This window comes from Novosphingobium sp. BF6, assembly GCF_058273105.1.
Genome location: NZ_CM177775.1, coordinates 2,248,804 through 2,265,182 on the forward strand (window position 1 = coordinate 2,248,804; position 16,379 = coordinate 2,265,182).

At 65.1% G+C, this 16,379-nt stretch carries 13 protein-coding genes and 1 tRNA gene; 8 read left to right on the forward strand and 6 right to left on the reverse strand.

From position 1 onward, the window contains the following. Nucleotides 1-91: 91 nt before the first annotated feature. The 3 genes from AC4D6D_RS10985 to AC4D6D_RS10995 all read right to left on the reverse strand — a co-directional run bounded on the left by AC4D6D_RS10985 (nt 92) and on the right by AC4D6D_RS10995 (nt 1,868). Entirely contained in the window at nt 92-361 is a 270-nt protein-coding gene (locus AC4D6D_RS10985) for an accessory factor UbiK family protein (RefSeq protein ID WP_491325291.1), read from the reverse strand. A gap of 67 nt (nt 362-428) precedes the next feature. Continuing rightward, nucleotides 429-983: a TspO/MBR family protein gene (locus AC4D6D_RS10990; protein ID WP_491325292.1), complete on the reverse strand. Its 555-nt coding sequence runs from the start codon at nt 981-983 to the stop codon at nt 429-431. A 93-nt stretch (nt 984-1,076) separates the two neighbouring features. Continuing rightward, nucleotides 1,077-1,868 carry a TlyA family RNA methyltransferase gene (locus AC4D6D_RS10995; RefSeq protein WP_491325293.1) on the reverse strand — a complete coding sequence of 264 codons (792 nt, stop codon included), beginning with the start codon at nt 1,866-1,868 and terminating at the stop codon, nt 1,077-1,079. 47 nt (nt 1,869-1,915) lie between these two features. Between AC4D6D_RS10995 and AC4D6D_RS11000 the strand changes: the two genes are divergently transcribed. Both AC4D6D_RS11000 and AC4D6D_RS11005 read left to right on the forward strand, forming a co-directional pair. After that, a complete protein-coding gene (locus AC4D6D_RS11000; protein ID WP_491325294.1) occupies nt 1,916-2,464 on the forward strand; it encodes a hypothetical protein in 549 nt (182 codons plus the stop codon). Between the two features lie 874 nt (nt 2,465-3,338). Further along, nucleotides 3,339-4,439, forward strand: coding sequence for a branched-chain amino acid aminotransferase (locus AC4D6D_RS11005; RefSeq protein ID WP_491325295.1), 1,101 nt, complete (start codon nt 3,339-3,341; stop codon nt 4,437-4,439). Nucleotides 4,440-4,662: 223 nt separating this feature from the next. Here the strand turns inward: AC4D6D_RS11005 and AC4D6D_RS11010 are convergent, their stop codons facing one another. Further along, a complete protein-coding gene (locus AC4D6D_RS11010) occupies nt 4,663-5,289 on the reverse strand; it encodes a TetR/AcrR family transcriptional regulator (RefSeq protein ID WP_491325296.1) in 627 nt (208 codons plus the stop codon). A 209-nt stretch (nt 5,290-5,498) separates the two neighbouring features. On the opposite strand from AC4D6D_RS11010, the gene yghU reads away from it, so the two are divergent. From yghU to AC4D6D_RS11025, 3 genes are all read left to right on the forward strand, one after another. Then, nucleotides 5,499-6,347 (forward strand): glutathione-dependent disulfide-bond oxidoreductase, encoded by an 849-nt coding sequence (gene yghU / locus AC4D6D_RS11015; protein ID WP_491325297.1) that lies wholly within the window; start codon nt 5,499-5,501, stop codon nt 6,345-6,347. Nucleotides 6,348-6,432: 85 nt separating this feature from the next. After that, nucleotides 6,433-6,507 (forward strand) — tRNA-Gln (locus tag AC4D6D_RS11020). Nucleotides 6,508-6,597: 90 nt separating this feature from the next. Then, nucleotides 6,598-8,739, forward strand: coding sequence for a hypothetical protein (locus tag AC4D6D_RS11025; RefSeq protein WP_491325298.1), 2,142 nt, complete (start codon nt 6,598-6,600; stop codon nt 8,737-8,739). A gap of 146 nt (nt 8,740-8,885) precedes the next feature. Here AC4D6D_RS11025 and AC4D6D_RS11030 read toward each other — a convergent pair whose 3' ends face one another. Continuing rightward, complete coding sequence (locus AC4D6D_RS11030; protein WP_491325299.1) at nt 8,886-9,593, reverse strand: PIN domain-containing protein; 708 nt, start codon at nt 9,591-9,593, stop codon at nt 8,886-8,888. 1,527 nt (nt 9,594-11,120) lie between these two features. Here AC4D6D_RS11030 and AC4D6D_RS11035 point away from each other — a divergent pair. Then, nucleotides 11,121-11,540 (forward strand): hypothetical protein, encoded by a 420-nt coding sequence (locus tag AC4D6D_RS11035; RefSeq protein WP_491325300.1) that lies wholly within the window; start codon nt 11,121-11,123, stop codon nt 11,538-11,540. A gap of 393 nt (nt 11,541-11,933) precedes the next feature. After that, complete coding sequence (locus AC4D6D_RS11040; RefSeq protein ID WP_491325301.1) at nt 11,934-13,268, forward strand: hypothetical protein; 1,335 nt, start codon at nt 11,934-11,936, stop codon at nt 13,266-13,268. A gap of 176 nt (nt 13,269-13,444) precedes the next feature. Here AC4D6D_RS11040 and AC4D6D_RS11045 read toward each other — a convergent pair whose 3' ends face one another. Beyond that, on the reverse strand, nt 13,445-13,618 hold the full coding sequence (locus AC4D6D_RS11045) for a hypothetical protein (protein ID WP_491325302.1): 174 nt from the start codon (nt 13,616-13,618) through the stop codon (nt 13,445-13,447). Nucleotides 13,619-13,901: 283 nt separating this feature from the next. Between AC4D6D_RS11045 and AC4D6D_RS11050 the strand changes: the two genes are divergently transcribed. Then, entirely contained in the window at nt 13,902-16,337 is a 2,436-nt protein-coding gene (locus AC4D6D_RS11050; protein WP_491325303.1) for a hypothetical protein, read from the forward strand. Nucleotides 16,338-16,379 lie beyond the last annotated feature (42 nt).

Genomic DNA, 16,379 nt, shown 5'->3' on the forward strand with positions numbered 1-16,379 from the left:
GACATGACAAGCGTCGCGACCGGAAACGCAAAACGCGGAGGAATTCCCCCGCGTCTTTACATGGTCCCGGATTTCGGAGCGAAGAGCGGCCTTACTGGCCCGACTTGCCTTCGAGCGCCTCGATACGCGCCTTGAGTGCCTCGATACGCGCCTTGAGTGCCTCGACTTCGCCGCGCGCGGTGGCGGCGAGTTCCTTCACGGCCTCGAACTCCTCGCGGGTGACGTAGTCCATGTCGCCCAGCAGTTCCTTGAAGCGCTCGCGCGCGTTGTCGCGCGCTTCACGGCCCACGCCGGCGAGCGTGCCGGCAGCACTGTTCATCATCTTGACGAAATCGGCGACGAAGGGGTTTTCGCTTTGCATGGGGCCTATTTGGTATTTTGCGCGAAACCGCGCAAGAGGCTCCGGCGATTTTCCAGCAAGCAGACGCTCAAATCTCGAACCGCTGGACGGCCCGTGGGCCTTCCACGCCGTCGAGCGCAGGGTTGGCCTGAAGGAAGGCGTAGTTGAGATAAGTCGCGAAGCAGACCCACGCGAGATAGGGCACCAGCAGCAGTGCCGCGACCGGGCGAATCCGCGCGAACAGGGCGATCGTTACCAGCACCGCAAGGTCGAGCAGGCCGATCACGACCAGACCGCCCGTGATCCGGTGGGCGCCGAAGAACACCGGGCTCCAGGCCAGATTGAGTGCGAACTGCACGGCAAAGGCGACGACCGCCAGACCGCGTCCCCGCGCACCCCGTGCCGCGCAGACCATCGCCAGCGCCACGCCCATCAGCACGTAGAGAATAGTCCAGACGATCGCGAAAGTAATCGGCGGCGGATAGATGTCCGGCTTCACCAGCGCATCGAACCAGGGATTGCCCGGCCCGCTCTGCGCCATACGCCCGGATACGAAGCCGAGGAGCACGACGAGGGGAACGAGCACGAGCGCCCAGCGCAGCAGGCTGGCGCGCAACTGGCCGGACGAGGCGATCAGGTTCATTCCCTTGGCAACTCCCGAATCAGGAAAAACGGCGTTGATACGCGGGTTGTGTAACGAGCCTGCCTTGTGCGCAATTGCCACAGGCCGGGAAAATTACCCACGCTGCGCCGAAACGAGGAACTCGATATTGCCTTCCGGCCCCTTGATCGGGCTTTCGACGATGCCCTGAATGACCCAGCCATCCGCTTCCAGCCAGTCGCGCACTTCGTTGCAGACCCGCTCGTGCAACACCGGATCGCGCACGACGCCGCCCTTGCCCACTTCGCCGCGACCGACCTCGAACTGCGGCTTGATGAGCGCCACCAACCGGCATTCGCGCGCGGCAAGGCTCAGCGGCACTTCCAGCACTTTAGCCAGACCGATGAAGCTGGCGTCGCAGACGACCCAGTTGCACGGCGCATCGATCTGCTGCGGCGTCAGGATGCGGGCGCTGGTCTGCTCCAGCACGGTGACGCGCGGATCCTGCCGCAGCTTCCAGGCAAGCTGGTTCGTCCCCGAATCCACGGCGAAGACGCGCTGCGCCCCGTTCGTCAGCAGAACGTCGGTGAATCCGCCGGTCGAGCTGCCGATATCCATCGCCACGGCCCCGGTGGGGTCGAGTTCGAAATGCTCGATGGCATGGGCCAGCTTGATCCCTCCGCGCGAGACCCACGGATGATCGCGCCCGCGCACGTCAAGCGGGGCATCGGACTTGATGCTCTGGCCGGGCTTGGCGATCTTGGTCTCGCCCGAAAAGACCAGCCCCGCCAGCACCATCGCCTGCGCGCGGGTACGGCTCTCGACAAGACCGCGATCGACCAGCGCCTGATCGACGCGGACCTTCGCCGCCTTGGGTGCGGCGCCTGATTTCTTTTCGACGGGACGGGGTTCGATCGGGTCAGTCATGGCTTTGCATACTTGAGATGAGCGGCGCCTCATTCCATACCAAGGGGATGAAGGCAAATCCGCGCCGGCGCACCGACGCCCATTCGTTGTCCCGCAAGCTGCTGGCGACCGCTCCCCTGACCGCACTGGCTCTCGTCGCCGCCTGCGTTCCGGCCACAAAGCCGCCCGTCCAGGCGCCGCGCCCGGTGCCGACGACGCCCGCCGCGCCGCCAAAGCCTACCCCTCCGCCGCCCACGGACTGGCGCGATGCCCCGCAAACGCCGGGCGACTGGCGCATCACCAGCCCTGGCATCGCCAGCTTCGCGAACGGCACATTCGGCATCCGCTGCAACCGCGCCGCCTCCACGATCTCGCTGTTCCGCAGCGGAACGAGCGCAGGATCGGCCTCGCTGGCGATCACGACCTCCGACACGAATCGCGCCCTGGCCGCCCATCCCGTCAGCGGCGGCATCCAGGTCGATCTGTCCGCAAGCGATCGCCTGCTCGATTCGATGGCCTTCAGCCGCGGACGCTTCATGGTGCAGGCACAGGGCATGGCACCGCTCTATATTCCAAGCTGGTCGGAAATCTCGCGAGTCATCGAGGACTGCCGCTGACCCGCCCTTCGGATCGCCAAGCCTTTCCGTACCGTTCCGGATTTCCAGAAGGATAGGAGCAGGCCGTTCTCGCCTGAGTCCCTCTCGTTTTCGCTATGACCAAAAGTGAACAGGAATCACCCGGCAAAAATCGCTCCCACGCAAGGCGATTCGAAACAAAAATCAGCGATTTCAGGAGGTTTCAGGCCGCAGTCACCACTCCCCAGAAACCACCCTTTGGCAGGGCATGCAGGCTGGGGAAAACTTGCCCGAAGCGTCGATAATGACCGCAAAAAAGATGTTTTCAAGGCTTGTTGTGCGCTGCGGAATCGGACACAAATTCCACAGGACGAAGGGTTAACGGGAAACGCGCCCGGAACATTCCGAAGTCCAGCCGCTCGGTGCAATATCCAGGGCGGCAACCTTGGCTCAACAGCGCGAAAGGAGGTGATCCGATGTCTCATGGTTCAGCAGAGAGGTCGGCAATTTCCGTCGCGAGGCATTATCGCTAAATCCTGATGAAGCGATAAAGGCTTTCGCTGGCGGCACTTCCCGGCCGCTGACCATGCGAAGGGCCGCACCGGGCAACCGGGGCGGCCCTTCTCATTTAGGGGCCTTCATTTCCGGATTGCGAAGCGGAACCTTTCAGGGCGCTCATCCGGCGCATGTCGAAAGGCGAAATTCGCAATGGCCCTCAGCCGCTTCCCGACGCAAACGCACTCCTGCACTGCCCCGCCTTCCATGGTGTCTTTTGTGGTTTAGGGGCAATCGTGTTTGCCTCACCCCAGCGGCGTGGTAATGCTATAAAAGCGAGTATCAAAATTACTTTTCGGTTGCCAAGAATGTAATTTTCATTCAACGCCCGCCGGAAACGCATATAAAGAGGACTAGTTCGATGGCGACTCTCGCCGATGCCGGCCTGACTTTCACCACCCAGCCCCACCCTTCGCCCGTCGGCACGGAGCAGCGTGAGGCCGTACTTGCCAATCCCGGCTTCGGCACGAACTTCTCCGATCACATGGTGACGATCGAGTGGACCGAAGGGCAGGGCTGGCACGATGCCGTCGTCGGCCCGCGCCAGCCGATCGCGCTCGATCCGGCCGCCTCGGTGCTGCACTATGCGCAGGAAATCTTCGAAGGTCTCAAGGCCTACAAGCAGGCCGACGGCTCGATCGCCCTGTTCCGCCCGGAAGCCAACGCGGCGCGCTTCAACCAGTCGGCCCAGCGCCTCGCCATGCCCGAACTGCCCGAAGCGCTCTTCGTCGAGGCGATCGAACGCCTGGTAAAGATCGACAGCGCCTGGATACCGGCGGCCGAAGGCGCTTCGCTCTATCTGCGGCCCTTCATGATCGCCACCGAGGCTTTCCTCGGCGTGCGCCCGGCCAAGCAGTACAAGTTCATCGTGATCGCCAGCCCGGCAGGCAACTACTTCAAGTCCGGCGCCCCGGCGGTCTCGATCTGGGTTTCGGACTACACCCGCGCCGCCCCCGGCGGCACCGGCGCTGCGAAGTGCGGCGGCAACTACGCCGCCAGCCTCGTGCCCCAGGCCGAAGCCATTTCGCGCGGCCATGACCAGGTCGTCTTCCTCGATGCCGCCGAGCACAAGTGGATCGAGGAACTGGGCGGCATGAACCTCTACTTCGTGTTCGAGGACGGCACTCTGCTGACTCCTGCCCTCACTGGCACGATCCTGCCCGGCATCACCCGCGACAGCCTGCTTCAGCTCGCCCGCGAGGAAGGCCTCAAGGTCGAGGAAGGCAAGTACAGCCTGGACCAGTGGCGCGAGGATGCCACCTCCGGCAAGCTCGTCGAGACGTTCGCCTGCGGCACCGCGGCAGTCGTCACATCGGTCGGCAAGGTTTCGGGCCGCGACGGTGAGTTCGTGATCGGCTCGGGCGGCCCCGGCCAGCTTACCGCCAAGCTCAAGAACCGCCTGGTCTCGATCCAGCGCGGCGAAGCGGCGGATACCCATGGCTGGATTCGCAAGGTCTCGTAAAAAAGGAAAAAGCAGGGGGCATTGCCCCCTGCACTCCTCGCCTCTCCAACCGGCACCTAGTACGATATCTCGCCGCGCCCGTTGCGCCGATTAGAGGCGCCGCCGCAAGGCGCCCACTACGGATAGGCGCGTTCAAGGTCGGCATTTCGAAGGCCTGGGGGATATCCTGAGCTTGTCGAAGGGCCTCAGGACTTCGCCTGCCTTACGGCACACCCGCTGCGAATTAACGCCCCGGCGTCACGCCGATCAGGCGCAGCATGGCGGTCTGCGAGCGTGCCAGACGGTCCACGGTTTCCTCCAGCGACAGATCCGGCCGCACGCTGTTGCGATAGACGCGCGGGCCGATCATTGCCCAGGTCAGCAGCAGCGCTGCGAAAGCCTCGGCATCGATATCCGCCGTTTCAACGCCTTCCACGAATTGCGACCGCAGGCCTTCTACAAGCGTATCCCAATGCGGATAACGCTCGACCACACGACCGGGACTCAGGAATTCCTCCGTCCACAGCGCGACCACCTCGGGCTTTTCGATGACGAAGCGCGTAATGAAACGCGTGCGGTTCTCCGCCGTATCCGAAGGTGCGAAGGCTGCTGCGAACTGATTGGCAGACCATTCCCGCACCGCTGCCAGCAAGGCCTCGCGACTGTCGAAATGATAGTAGACCGTGGTGCGATTGACCCCCGCCTCGCGCGCCACCTCGGAAAGCGACAACGCTTCCGTGCCCTTTTCCGACATGAGCCGCACTGCAGTATCGATCAGCAAGGCATGGGTTTCCTGAAACCCCTTGTTACGGCGACGCGAGGGTTGCCTGCGGCCCGCTGGCGCTATCGGCGCGTCGATAGTCTTTGTCATTGGCCTCCTGCCTATCTATGCGGCGCGGCCGGATCAGGTCGCAAAAATCCCGCTAGACAATTGATTTAAAATGACATTCATGAAAAGTCGAGGGCAAGGAAGCGGTTTATGTCGCTTACAGCCTAAAGCGGGCCGCGAAGATGCTCCCCGGCCTTGTCGGCCCCTCCCCTGCTCCCTAGATCTGGCTCCGACACATCAAGGAGTTGCTCATGGCCGATCCCACCTACACGCCGCCGAAAGTCTGGACCTGGGATAAGGGCAACGGCGGCGAATGGGCCAGCATCAACCGCCCGACTGCCGGTGCCAGGCATGACAAGGAACTTCCGCGGGGCGTACACCCCCTGCAACTCTACTCACTGGGTACGCCCAATGGGCAGAAAGTCACCATCATGCTGGAGGAACTTCTGGCAGCCGGCGTGAAGGAAGCCGAGTATGACGCATGGCTGATCAATATCGGCGAAGGCGATCAGTTCGGCTCGGGTTTCGTCTCGATCAATCCGAATTCGAAGATCCCGGCCTTGCTCGACTGCTCAGGCGACAAGCCGGTTCGCATTTTCGAATCGGGCGCGATCCTACTCTATCTCGCGGATAAATTCGGAAAGTTCGTTCCGGCCGATTACCCCGAGCGCGCTGAATGCCTGTCCTGGCTCATGTGGCAAATGTCCACCGCGCCCCTGATCGGCGGCGGATTCGGGCATTTCTATGCCTATGCCCCGGAAAAGTACGAATACCCGATCAATCGCTATACGATGGAAGCCAAGCGCATTCTCGACGTGGCTGACAAGCGCCTCGGCGAAACCCGCTATCTTGCGGGCGCGGACTACACGATCGCCGACATCGCCGCCTACGGCTGGTTCGGCGGCTTCGTGCGCGGCGATGCCTATGGCGACGCTGCAACGTTCCTGGATGTGCCGAGCTACAAAAACCTGATGCGCTGGGGCGAGGAACTGGGCGCCCGCGAACCCGTCCAGCGCGGACGTATCGTCAACCGCAACGGTGAAGGATTCGTCCGGGAACGCCATTCCGCCGCGGATATCGACGCCGTTCTCAAGGCCTGAGAGCACATATGGAAGCCGGTTCTGGAAAACTCTTCGATAAGGGCTTTTCAGCACCGGCTTTAGCCGCTAAGCGCGCACTCCCTGCTGGGGCGTCGCCAAGTGGTAAGGCACCGGTTTTTGGTACCGGCATTCGCAGGTTCGAATCCTGCCGCCCCAGCCAGGTTAGGATAACTCGTTGATATAGGAGTGCGGCTAGGCGCGCGTTCCGGCGAGTCGCCACGACGTGTAGCCATCGAGTGAGTCAAAACTCATGCGCACGTGCTCCCAGCTGTTTCGCCGCGGTGCGGTCTATTACTACCGCCAGCAGGTGCGCTGGTCCGACGGCGCGAAATACCGTATATCGCTGAGCTTGCTGACGAGGAGACTCGAAGTGGCGAGATCACGCGCGGCCCACCTTTCGAGTGCTGCAGACTTCCTGCAGCGCGGGCTGGACCGCGCCGACCCGCCCATTCCTTTCTTGCAGCGCTGCGAGATTTTTCGCCAGCGCCTGCTCGCCGAGCGCGATCACCTCGAGGCGCTGCATCATGAAATCGTGCGGTCCACGCCCCCACATGTCGATCCGGAGGCCCAAGTTGAGAGCGTGTTCGACGGCGTCGAGCGCTGTTCCCGTGCCGTGGTCCGCGGTGGCATGCCGAACGCGGCATCGACCGCAAAGCTCGCCGCCGAGGGGCTGATCGTGAATTCGCAGACCATCGCGATGTGGGATGCCGAGGTCGACGGTGCAATCGCCCAGTTCGCTCTGACCGACGGCGCCGCCATACGCCAGGCCATGCTGAAGATCATCCATGAGGCGCGCATCGCCGGAATTACGGAGTTTCGCCAGCGCCTGCTCTCGCCGGCCAGCGGCTATGATCTGGTACCTACCATCCAGCCTTCAACGACCGATTATCCCTTTGGATCAGTCCCGCCCGAGGAGAATGGGGACAATCCGCTGCCACCTTACCAACCTCATCTGCCTGAACGCGGCGTGCCGGTTCGCGATCGCGCAGATGCAGCGCGGCGACGGACAAAACCGCCCGCGGATCAGCCATCTGCCGATTGGGCACGAGTTACCGTCCTGCAAGCCGGCCAGCGCTTTATTGCCGGACAGCCGAAAGCGGGCGGCGGCGCCGCGCCCAAGCTCAAGAAGGCGCGCCATACTTGGGATCCGAAGACGCTTCGCCAATTCGAGAGCGCCGTGATGCTCCTCAACAAGGCTTGCCCGGGGCCGATCTGGCAGCTTTCACAGTCCGACCTCGATCGCTTCGCCGCCCTGCTCGACCGCCTACCGGCCCGCAGCCATCACAAGACGGCGCGGCATGAGGCGATGACCCTGGAAGAAATCGCGATTGAGGCAGAAGGCCGGGTCGCGGCTGGCGAGCTCTCCGAGGACGCTATCGGGCTGATGCCGCAGACTACCAACCGCCACTTTCGCTTCTTACGAGGCTTGTGCGAATGGGTGAAGAAGCGCGTGCCGCAAATGACCGAGTTGGACTGGTCCGACTTCATCATCGATGAGGCTGGCGACAGCCGCGAACAGCGCGACGCCTTCACCGCCGATCAGGCCCGCATGCTCTTCCAGCTCCCGACCTGGACGGGCTTTGACAATATCGGGCGGCGCAACCTGCCGGGTGCGCGGATCGTCCATGACGCCGGCTATTGGCTCCCGCTCCTGGCGCACTACACCGGCGGACGCCGGAACGAGCTCGCCAAGCTTATGCTAACCGACATCGACGTCGAGGACGACATTCCTCACCTCCGGATTGAGGCGACCGAGACCGGTCGGGTCAAAACCCCGCGTTCGAAAAGACTGATCCCGATCGCCGATGAACTCATCAGACTTGGGTTTCTTGAGTACGTGGCTGCCATGCGGCGAGACGGACAACGCCTGCTGTTTCCCGATCTCGTTCCGGGCACGCCAGGCCAGAAAATGGGCGACGTCTACTACAAGCGCTACTGGCGCGCCGTGGCTCGGCAGCTGCCATTTCTGAAGCCCGGGCAAGCGATGCATGCGTTCCGGCACCTGGTATCAACGGAATTGAAGGACGCTGAAGTCTTCGAGGAAAAGCGCAGTGACCTGCTTGGCCATGCCGGGCGAAACGCCATGGCCGACCGCTATTCGAAGGCGACCGCTTTGCGGAATCTTCGAAAGGTCGTGAACAAAATCCCGATTGTGACGGCGCACCTGCAGCCTGCCCCGCTCACACTCTGCAAAAGTCATTGGCGAACGGAAACCCCTCGTTTTCCCGTCGCACCAATCGACGCGGGCCTTGGAGTCCGCCGCCGCCGTTCAATGCCGAATATTCCCGCAACACCGGCTCAGCGTGCACCCCGCCCCAACCGCCGCCGCAAACATCGCGGTACCCCTGGGCAACCTGCATCACGTGCTCAGCCAGCCTTCCCGGAAACCTGAAAAGTAAGGCGCCGCCTGCCATGGCGAACGGAGATCGCTATCCCGGTCATGATCCGTGATCTGCGAACGAAGGCGATTTGCGTAACAGCGATCCGATCGCACAATCATTGTTCGCAAGCTTTTCGGTTCAGGGCGCCAGTTGGGCGTCAGTGCAGATGTATCGTGTCCACGCCGAACAACCGACCGAGTATCAAAACCTCTTCGTCCGTAGAGACGACAGTAGCCCCCCGCTCTACCGCAATTGCAAAATTTAATGCAATCGACGGATGTGCGAATTTTGACCACGCGACGCAGTATTCCGCAGCAATACGCCATTCCTCCGGTGTGATACATGTCGGCACCAAGGACCCGTTTGTCATTGACCGAAATCCTGCGATCCGTTCGGCCATTTGGTCGTAATTTCCGCCATTACTATAGAAGCCTTGAACCACCTCGAGGCGCGTCATTTCGCTAACCAGGATTTGCTCGGGAGATTGCTGATCCAGCCATCTCCACACCGCTTCGCTAGCGGCTTCTTTGCGGAACGCAGCCATGAGCACCTGAGTGTCCAAACAGTACACACGCCCTGGCTTGCTCAATCTGCCCTGCGACGCAACGGCCAAATTGTTTGCCCCGACGCTTGGTTCCACCAACTGTTTAGGGCGCGGCGCAACAGGCGATCTATTTGCTCCGCCGCTTCGCTTCGCCAACTCTCTCATCCGCTGAACGTCGATTGGCTTCCTGGGAGGCTCCACCGGTACGAGTCGCGCTACGGGTTTGCCGTAGGACAAGATGAGAATTGAGCCATCGGGTGCCATATTTTTGATATCGCGACCCCGAATTTTCTTCAAATCGGAGATATTTATGGTGTCCACATTCCACTCCCGAGAATGGGTATAAATTTACACCATAACTGATGGGCCGCAGGTGATCGATGCCGCCTTTGCTCCGCTTGCTCCCTACAAATTTCTTTTGATACCCAATTCTCCTCCTCATCATCGATAATGCGATCAAGGTATGCACCCGATCGCGTGAAGCTTGCCCGACCAGTAAAAAGCCCAAATTCTCCTGCACGTTAATTTTCGCGACTTCGCTTCGCAGGCAGTGGTCTTGGCCGAATCAACAGCATGGCATGGATTTCAAGTTGGCACATTAAGACCTACTCAGTTGCCTCTTGGCGCCAATGACGAGAATATTCGCCGATATCCGTCAATTCCAATTGCGGAACCTTTGATTTGACCTTTCAAATGAGCCGATTGACTGCCCTAATCCGACTGCTGCAGGATTTTTCCATTGACCGATGTTGTCGATGATGAGAGCAAATACTGAAGCCGATACAAAGGAAAGACCGAAAGACAGGCAGTTTCAGGCAAACTGAATACGCCTGCCTCAAAATCACATCTTTGAATTGGGCTTCCTCGGAACAAATTAGCGCGCACCAGAATTTGGCTATTTTATGCATTCGCCACTTTATGTTGGTGAATAGCGTTAAATGTTCTCAGTTTTTAAATGAAATATATTCGAAGATAAGAACAATTATGCAGCCAGCCCTTCACAGCGGCTGCTTAGCGACGAACGTCTGCGTGTCCGTCTTCGATGTGTGTTTCTGATTAAACGAGTGCCGTATCGATAGCAGTGGCCGTGGAGAGCGCTTGAGCCCTGTTCGTCCACTTGAAGTTCACGGAACCGCTTCAAGCAACCTTCGGAAAGGGAGGGCCAAATGGAAAAAATGCGTGCGTCCCCCCCCATCAACGAAAAGCGGTCGGAATCGCCCGCGCGGCCTGACCGGCCGCAGCCCCGGCGCCGCGCGGGCTGGCCCGAGCACTTCAAGCGCCGCCGCCCCGGCGCAGCGCCCGCCCGGCGGCCGTGTGCGGCCCGCGCTGCGCTCCGCGCCCGCCCCGCCGCCCGCCCGTTCGCCGCCAATCCAATCGCGCCTGGTCGCCGGCCGCGCCGGCAGACGCAGCGCCTGTCGCACCCCCTGCCCGCCTTCCCGTCGGTCCGCGCCCGTGCCATCCCGGCTTCCCCGCGGCCGCCAAGGAGCGTAGACTGGCGCTCTGCCGACTCGGCCGCCGACCGGCGAGCGCGCGCGGCAGACGGTCGCCTCACAAGCGGGGACCTACTGCTCCCCACCCATCGTTGCCCGCCCGCGCAGCGCGCACCCCCGGCCTGAGCGCCACCCGGCGCCCCCTGCCCGCGCGCACCGCCCGCCCCGGATAGCCCGCCCGCTGTCCTGCCGCCCGCCTGCCCGCCGGCCGACGATGTCACCCTGAACCGAACCGCGACGCCGGCAATCCCTCACGGATGCGGCCCTCACGGATGCGGCCCGCCCGGTGCTGCACGGCCCACCGCCCCCGCCCCCCACGGCGGACGATGGTGTGCGGCCCGCTGACAGGAGAGCAGTGATGCCCAGAACCTTCCATTTCGATGTCCCCGACAACGCCGTGCGCGTCAGCTTGCGCGTGGTGGTCACCTTCGCCCCCGGCGACGACACCCGCGTCTATGCCGCGCGGCCATGGAGCCCGCCCTTCGCACCGTCCGCCGTGCCGCTTACCGCCCTGGCAACCGGCGCCCGGCGCCACGAGCGTGCCGCCCTGAAGCTGGACGATGACCTGGCCGCCGCGCTGTCCGCCAGGATAACCCGGCCCGCCGTCCGTCACCGGGCGGCAGGCCTGACCAGGACCCCGGCGGCACCGCAAGAACCGCAACCGGCTGCGCCCGTCCTCCGGCCGCAGCCGCTACGACGCCGGGCCCTGGAGGCCAAGGCCGCCCCGCGCACGCCGCGGAGCCATTTCCACCCGCGCCTGCACAAGACGCCGGCGTAACCTATCCCGCTCGGTGGCCTCGCCGCCTTTGCGGCGCACGGCCACCGAGCGCGGTCCTCTCTTCGGGAGGATTTCATCATGGCCTATTGCCACCCCCATGCTGCGCGCCCGCGTCACCGCGCCGGCTGCCATCCCACCCGCCGGCACGCGAGCACCCACCGCGGCCGCGAGGTCACCGCCCTGCTGGCGCTGACCGACAGCGTGGTGGCCGCGGCCAGCCCTGTCCCTGTCGCTGCGGCGCTGCCTTCGCCGCCGGCGGCGCCGTGCAGGGGGCCATGCGACGCCAACCGTGCCGCAGCAGCGCAGCCGATCCAGCCCGGGGCCGGCTGGGGTCGCCCATTCGCCCATGGCCTCACGCTCTACCCTTCGGGAGACGACGATCGGCGCTGCCTCGTGCTGGGTCCCGACAACCGGGTCCACGCGGATTTGTCGAGCGCGCTCAGCGAGATTGCCGTCGACCAGACCCGCAGCCCCAGCAGCCAGCGGTTGTACCTGTCGGCGTTCATCGCCGTGTTCGGCCCGGTCGTCGCCGCCCATCGCGATTGGCTGGACCTGCTGTTCAGCACCGTCGCCGGCGCCCGCCGCGCCGTCATCCAGGCCCTCCAGCACCATGGCTACCATGTGCGGACCAGTTCCTATGCCGACGGCAGTTACACCGTGCGGGCACCGGAGCGGGTGCTCGGCGGCAACGCCGCGGATCCTGTCGGTTCGCCCCGCGCCGGCAGCCCCGCCGGGCTCAAGCGCACCACCCTCGCATTGCTGCTGCTGCGCGACTGTTTCGACACCTTGGCCATCCTCGGCCGCTGGCCGCACGCCAATCCGCTCAAGGTCGACAACCACACGATGCTGGCGCGGCTGCTCGCCAGCAGCCCAGCGCCGGCCTGGGCCAGCCCGTTCGCCCGCTATGCCGGCAACCAGTTCAACGTGGTCGGTCTTGCCAAACATTATCCCGCGCTCGACGCCGAGGTCTACACGCCGCGGATCCTCGCCGCTGCGCGCGAATGGCCAAAAGGTGTCGCGCTCGCCGCCCGGATCGCTGCGGTGACCGGTGCACGCATCAGCGAACCCCTGGCGCTCAATCTGGGCGACTGGATCGTGCGCGGTGCCCAGCGCGAACTGCTGGCGCCCAACAAGGGATCGCGCGGCACGCGAACCAAGCTGCTGATCCTCAATGAAGCGGTCGCCGCCGAACTCGCCGCCTACGTCTGCGGCGAGCGGGCGGCCCAAACGGGCATCGGTCTTCCCCAGATCCGGCGCTGGGCCGGCGGCGGCATCCCGGCCCAGCGGATCAGTCCGGCGCTGCTTTCCCAGCCGCTGCTGCTCGGCCCGCGCGGCACCCGCATCACCCCGATGCAGTTTCGCACCACCTACTTCCGACCGGCGATGCAGCGCCTGGGGATCGGCCACGTCACCCCCCATCGCCTGCGCCACGAGCATGCCCTGCGCGCGATGCTCGCCATTCGCCGCATGTCCGAAACCCCCGAAATCGAGGCCGCCCGCATCGAACAGTTCGCCCTGCTGCAGGGCTGGCGCAGCGGCGCGGCGATGGCGCACTACTACGCCCCGCAGTTCCGCTTCCTGACCCAGCGTGACCTCGCCGAGACCCTCTATGCCGAACCCGATCCCGCCGGCGGCGAGACCGGATCCTGGCCGGCGGCGCCAGCCCGCAACCCTGCCACCACCCGCATCGCCCGCGCTATCGCGGAATTGTCCGGAGACCTGTCATGACCCGCACACCCCGCATCTCACGCTCTTCCCGCACCCCGCGCACTCCGTCCGGGGCCGCACCGGGTGCTGCCGCGGCCCGCCAAGCCGGCGACGATCGGCTGCGCGCCGACCTGCTCCCGGCCTTTCCCGGTCCCCGACCGCGCGGTCACGACGGGCGGTTCTACCGCCGCGATTACTCATCCCGGGTCGCGGCGCTCGAGACCTGGCTCGCCAGCCTTTCTGGCGCCGGGAGCGATGACGCCGGCGCGGACGGAACCCGAGATACCGCAGCCGCCGCCAAGGATGTGGAACGCACCCTCGAAGTTCTCACCGTCTACCGTCGTCACCGCGCCGGTATCCCGCTCGCGCATTGTCCGCATCCTGCCGCGATCGTGCGCCGGGCCGCGGGCGCCCTGCCCGCCGGGCACCTGACGCGACAGGCGCTCCACGCGCTGCTTGGCGGCTCCGCCGTCGAGATGACCGATGCCTACGCCCTGGCCTGCGCCTTTCGCGGAGAAATGCCCGCTTCGGGCAGCGTCGCGATGTACCGCCCGTCGGATTCGCTCGCGCCGTGGCTGCTTGAAGTGCTGGGTGGGGCCCCTGCCGCAAACCGCCCTCGCGGGTGGCAATACGGCGCCCTGGCCGGCACCCCATTTGCGTATCGCGCTGGCAGTCGCGGCCTTCACCGTCCCCGATGTGCGCCTCGCCGCCGGCCTGGCCCTGACCCGGATTGCCGCTGCTGGCGCGCCCCGCGGTAAGCAGAATGCGCTGTGCGGCGCGTTTCGCCATCTCGATTCCGCGTGGGCCGATTGCCCGGCCGGCGATCCGGCCGCGCGCGACGCCGCGCTGCGCCGCTACCTGCACGACCGCCGCTATGCCGTGACCACCCGCAACAACCACCGCACTATCTGGCGCCGCGAGCTCAAGCGCAACGACGCCTATCTCGAGCGGCACAAGACCGTTGCCGCGCGCTACGCCCCGTGGCGCATCGACCTTCCCGCGGTCACCGCGACGCCTCTGCCACCGCGGCTGGGGCGCCCGACCTATGCCCGCGAAGTCGCCGCGCTGCACGCCTATCTCGCGGCAGCGGACGGTCCGAGCGCGGAGACCCTCGCCGGCTATCGCCGCCACCGCGCCGCGATTCGCCTGCCCGATTTCCCGCATCCCGAGCGCGTCCTCGACCTGGTCGTAGCCGCCCTCGCGCCGGGCGAAGTGCCCTCGCGGCAGCGTCTGCGCGCCCTGCTCGGCGGCCAGGCCAAGGACCTGCCGGCAGCTTATGCCGGCCTCTGCGCCCGGCTCGGGCATCTGCCGCATATTGCCAGTCGCGCGACCTACCGCCCCGCCGACCCGCTCGCCCCATGGCTGGCCGGCCTGCTCGGGCCGCTGCCGGAAACCTATCTCGATGCCGACCTCGGCGCCGAGCTGCCCGCACCGAGCCGGCGGCGGGCCGTGGCCATCGATAAGCTGCAGGTAGCCGCCGTCCGCCTCGCGGCCGCACTGGTGCTGGCGCTCGCCGCAGGCCGCGGGATTTCCGGGGAATCGCAAAATGCCATGGCGGCGCCGCTGCGCCATCTCGACGCGGCCCTGGTCGCCGCCGGCGCGCCGGTCGGCCGCGAACTCGTTGCGATTCCCGCGGCGATGATGGTCGCCGCCGTGCGCGGCTTCCTCGCCGACGAGCATCACCAGCCGCAGACCCGCGAGACCAGTTGGACACTATGGGTTCGGCAATTGGCGGTCATCGACAGCTACATGCTGCGCCATCCCGACATCGCCAAGCACTACGAACCCTGGCGCCTGACGCTGCCGCACGCGCTCTTCAACCCCCAGGCCCGCCGCCTGCGCCACCGCGCCGCCGCAATGCGCGATCTGCGGCGCGACCACAGCTGCGCACCGACCGCCCTCGACCCGGCGGCGACCTACCGCGCCTACGACACCCGCTTCCAGGAAATCACTACTATCCGCGAAACATTCGACGCCCAGTGCCGGCTGATCGACGAAGGCGCCGCGCCGTTTGTCGGCGGCCGCGCCCGCTTCAGCGTGACGATGCCGCGCACCGCTCCCGACAGCGCCACCCGCGAAGGCACCTGCGTACTCGACTTCGCCGTGGTCACGCCGGTGCAATTGGGGGAGCGCGTGCCCTCGATCCTGGCCACGGCCCTCAGCAAGGCCGGCGGCAGTCCTTATCTGCTCGCGTATCTCGGGCCGCGCAGTCCCGCCGATCGCCTCGACGTCTCCGCCGATACCGCGGCGAGCAGCGAGGCCGGCGAACCGCCGCTGCTCGCCATGTACCGCGCCGGCTGCTTTCTGAAGCGCTGCCATGCCTCCTCGGCGCAGCGGGCCCAGCGCGACCGGTTACTGCCGCCGGTAATGTGGCCGCAGTCGCCGGCGACATCCCGCCTGTTCAACTACCTCGGCAAGCCGCGCATCCGCCTCGCCACCGAATCGCTACGCCGCGGCATCACCCTCATCCCGATCCACGAACTCCATCATGCCGTGGCGATCGGCCGCGCGCTGGGGCGCTCGATCATGCGCGGCGCCCGGATCGGGGAGACAATGCAGCAGGTCTTTACCCATGACGCGTTCCTGCCCGTCGAGGCCGACAGCCGCTGCCTGTGGGGCTACCAGGCCGTCGCCAAGGCCCGGACAGCGCCCGAGACCTATCTGCTGGCGGAAAAGGACATGGAGGCGGTGCTCGATGTTGTCCGCATTGTCCGCGCCAACGGCTGGTCGCTCAGCGTCGTGCCTGCCGACTACCGACTGCGCCGCAAATGCGGTCCGGCCGTCTACCTGTATCAGCGCGACGGCGGCGCGCTGGCGCAAGGCGCGCTGACGCTGCCGTTGGCACTGCCGCTGTGGCCGACCTCGCAGCGCGGCCATGACCTGCGCCATGGCATCGCCCGGCATCTGTTGCATACGGGACAGTCGCTACGCTCCATCGCTGCGCTGCTCCACCACCGCGAGCCCCGCATTTCGAGTGATCCCGGCGGCGTCGATCAGGCCGCTGCGGTCCACGGCTACACCCGCCCGCTGCCGCCGATGTGGGCCGAAATGGTCAAGCTGCTCGCCGCCTTTTACGATCCGCTGCCATGATCCTCGTGCCATCCGCGTTTGGCGGCGTTCGGCGAGACGCCC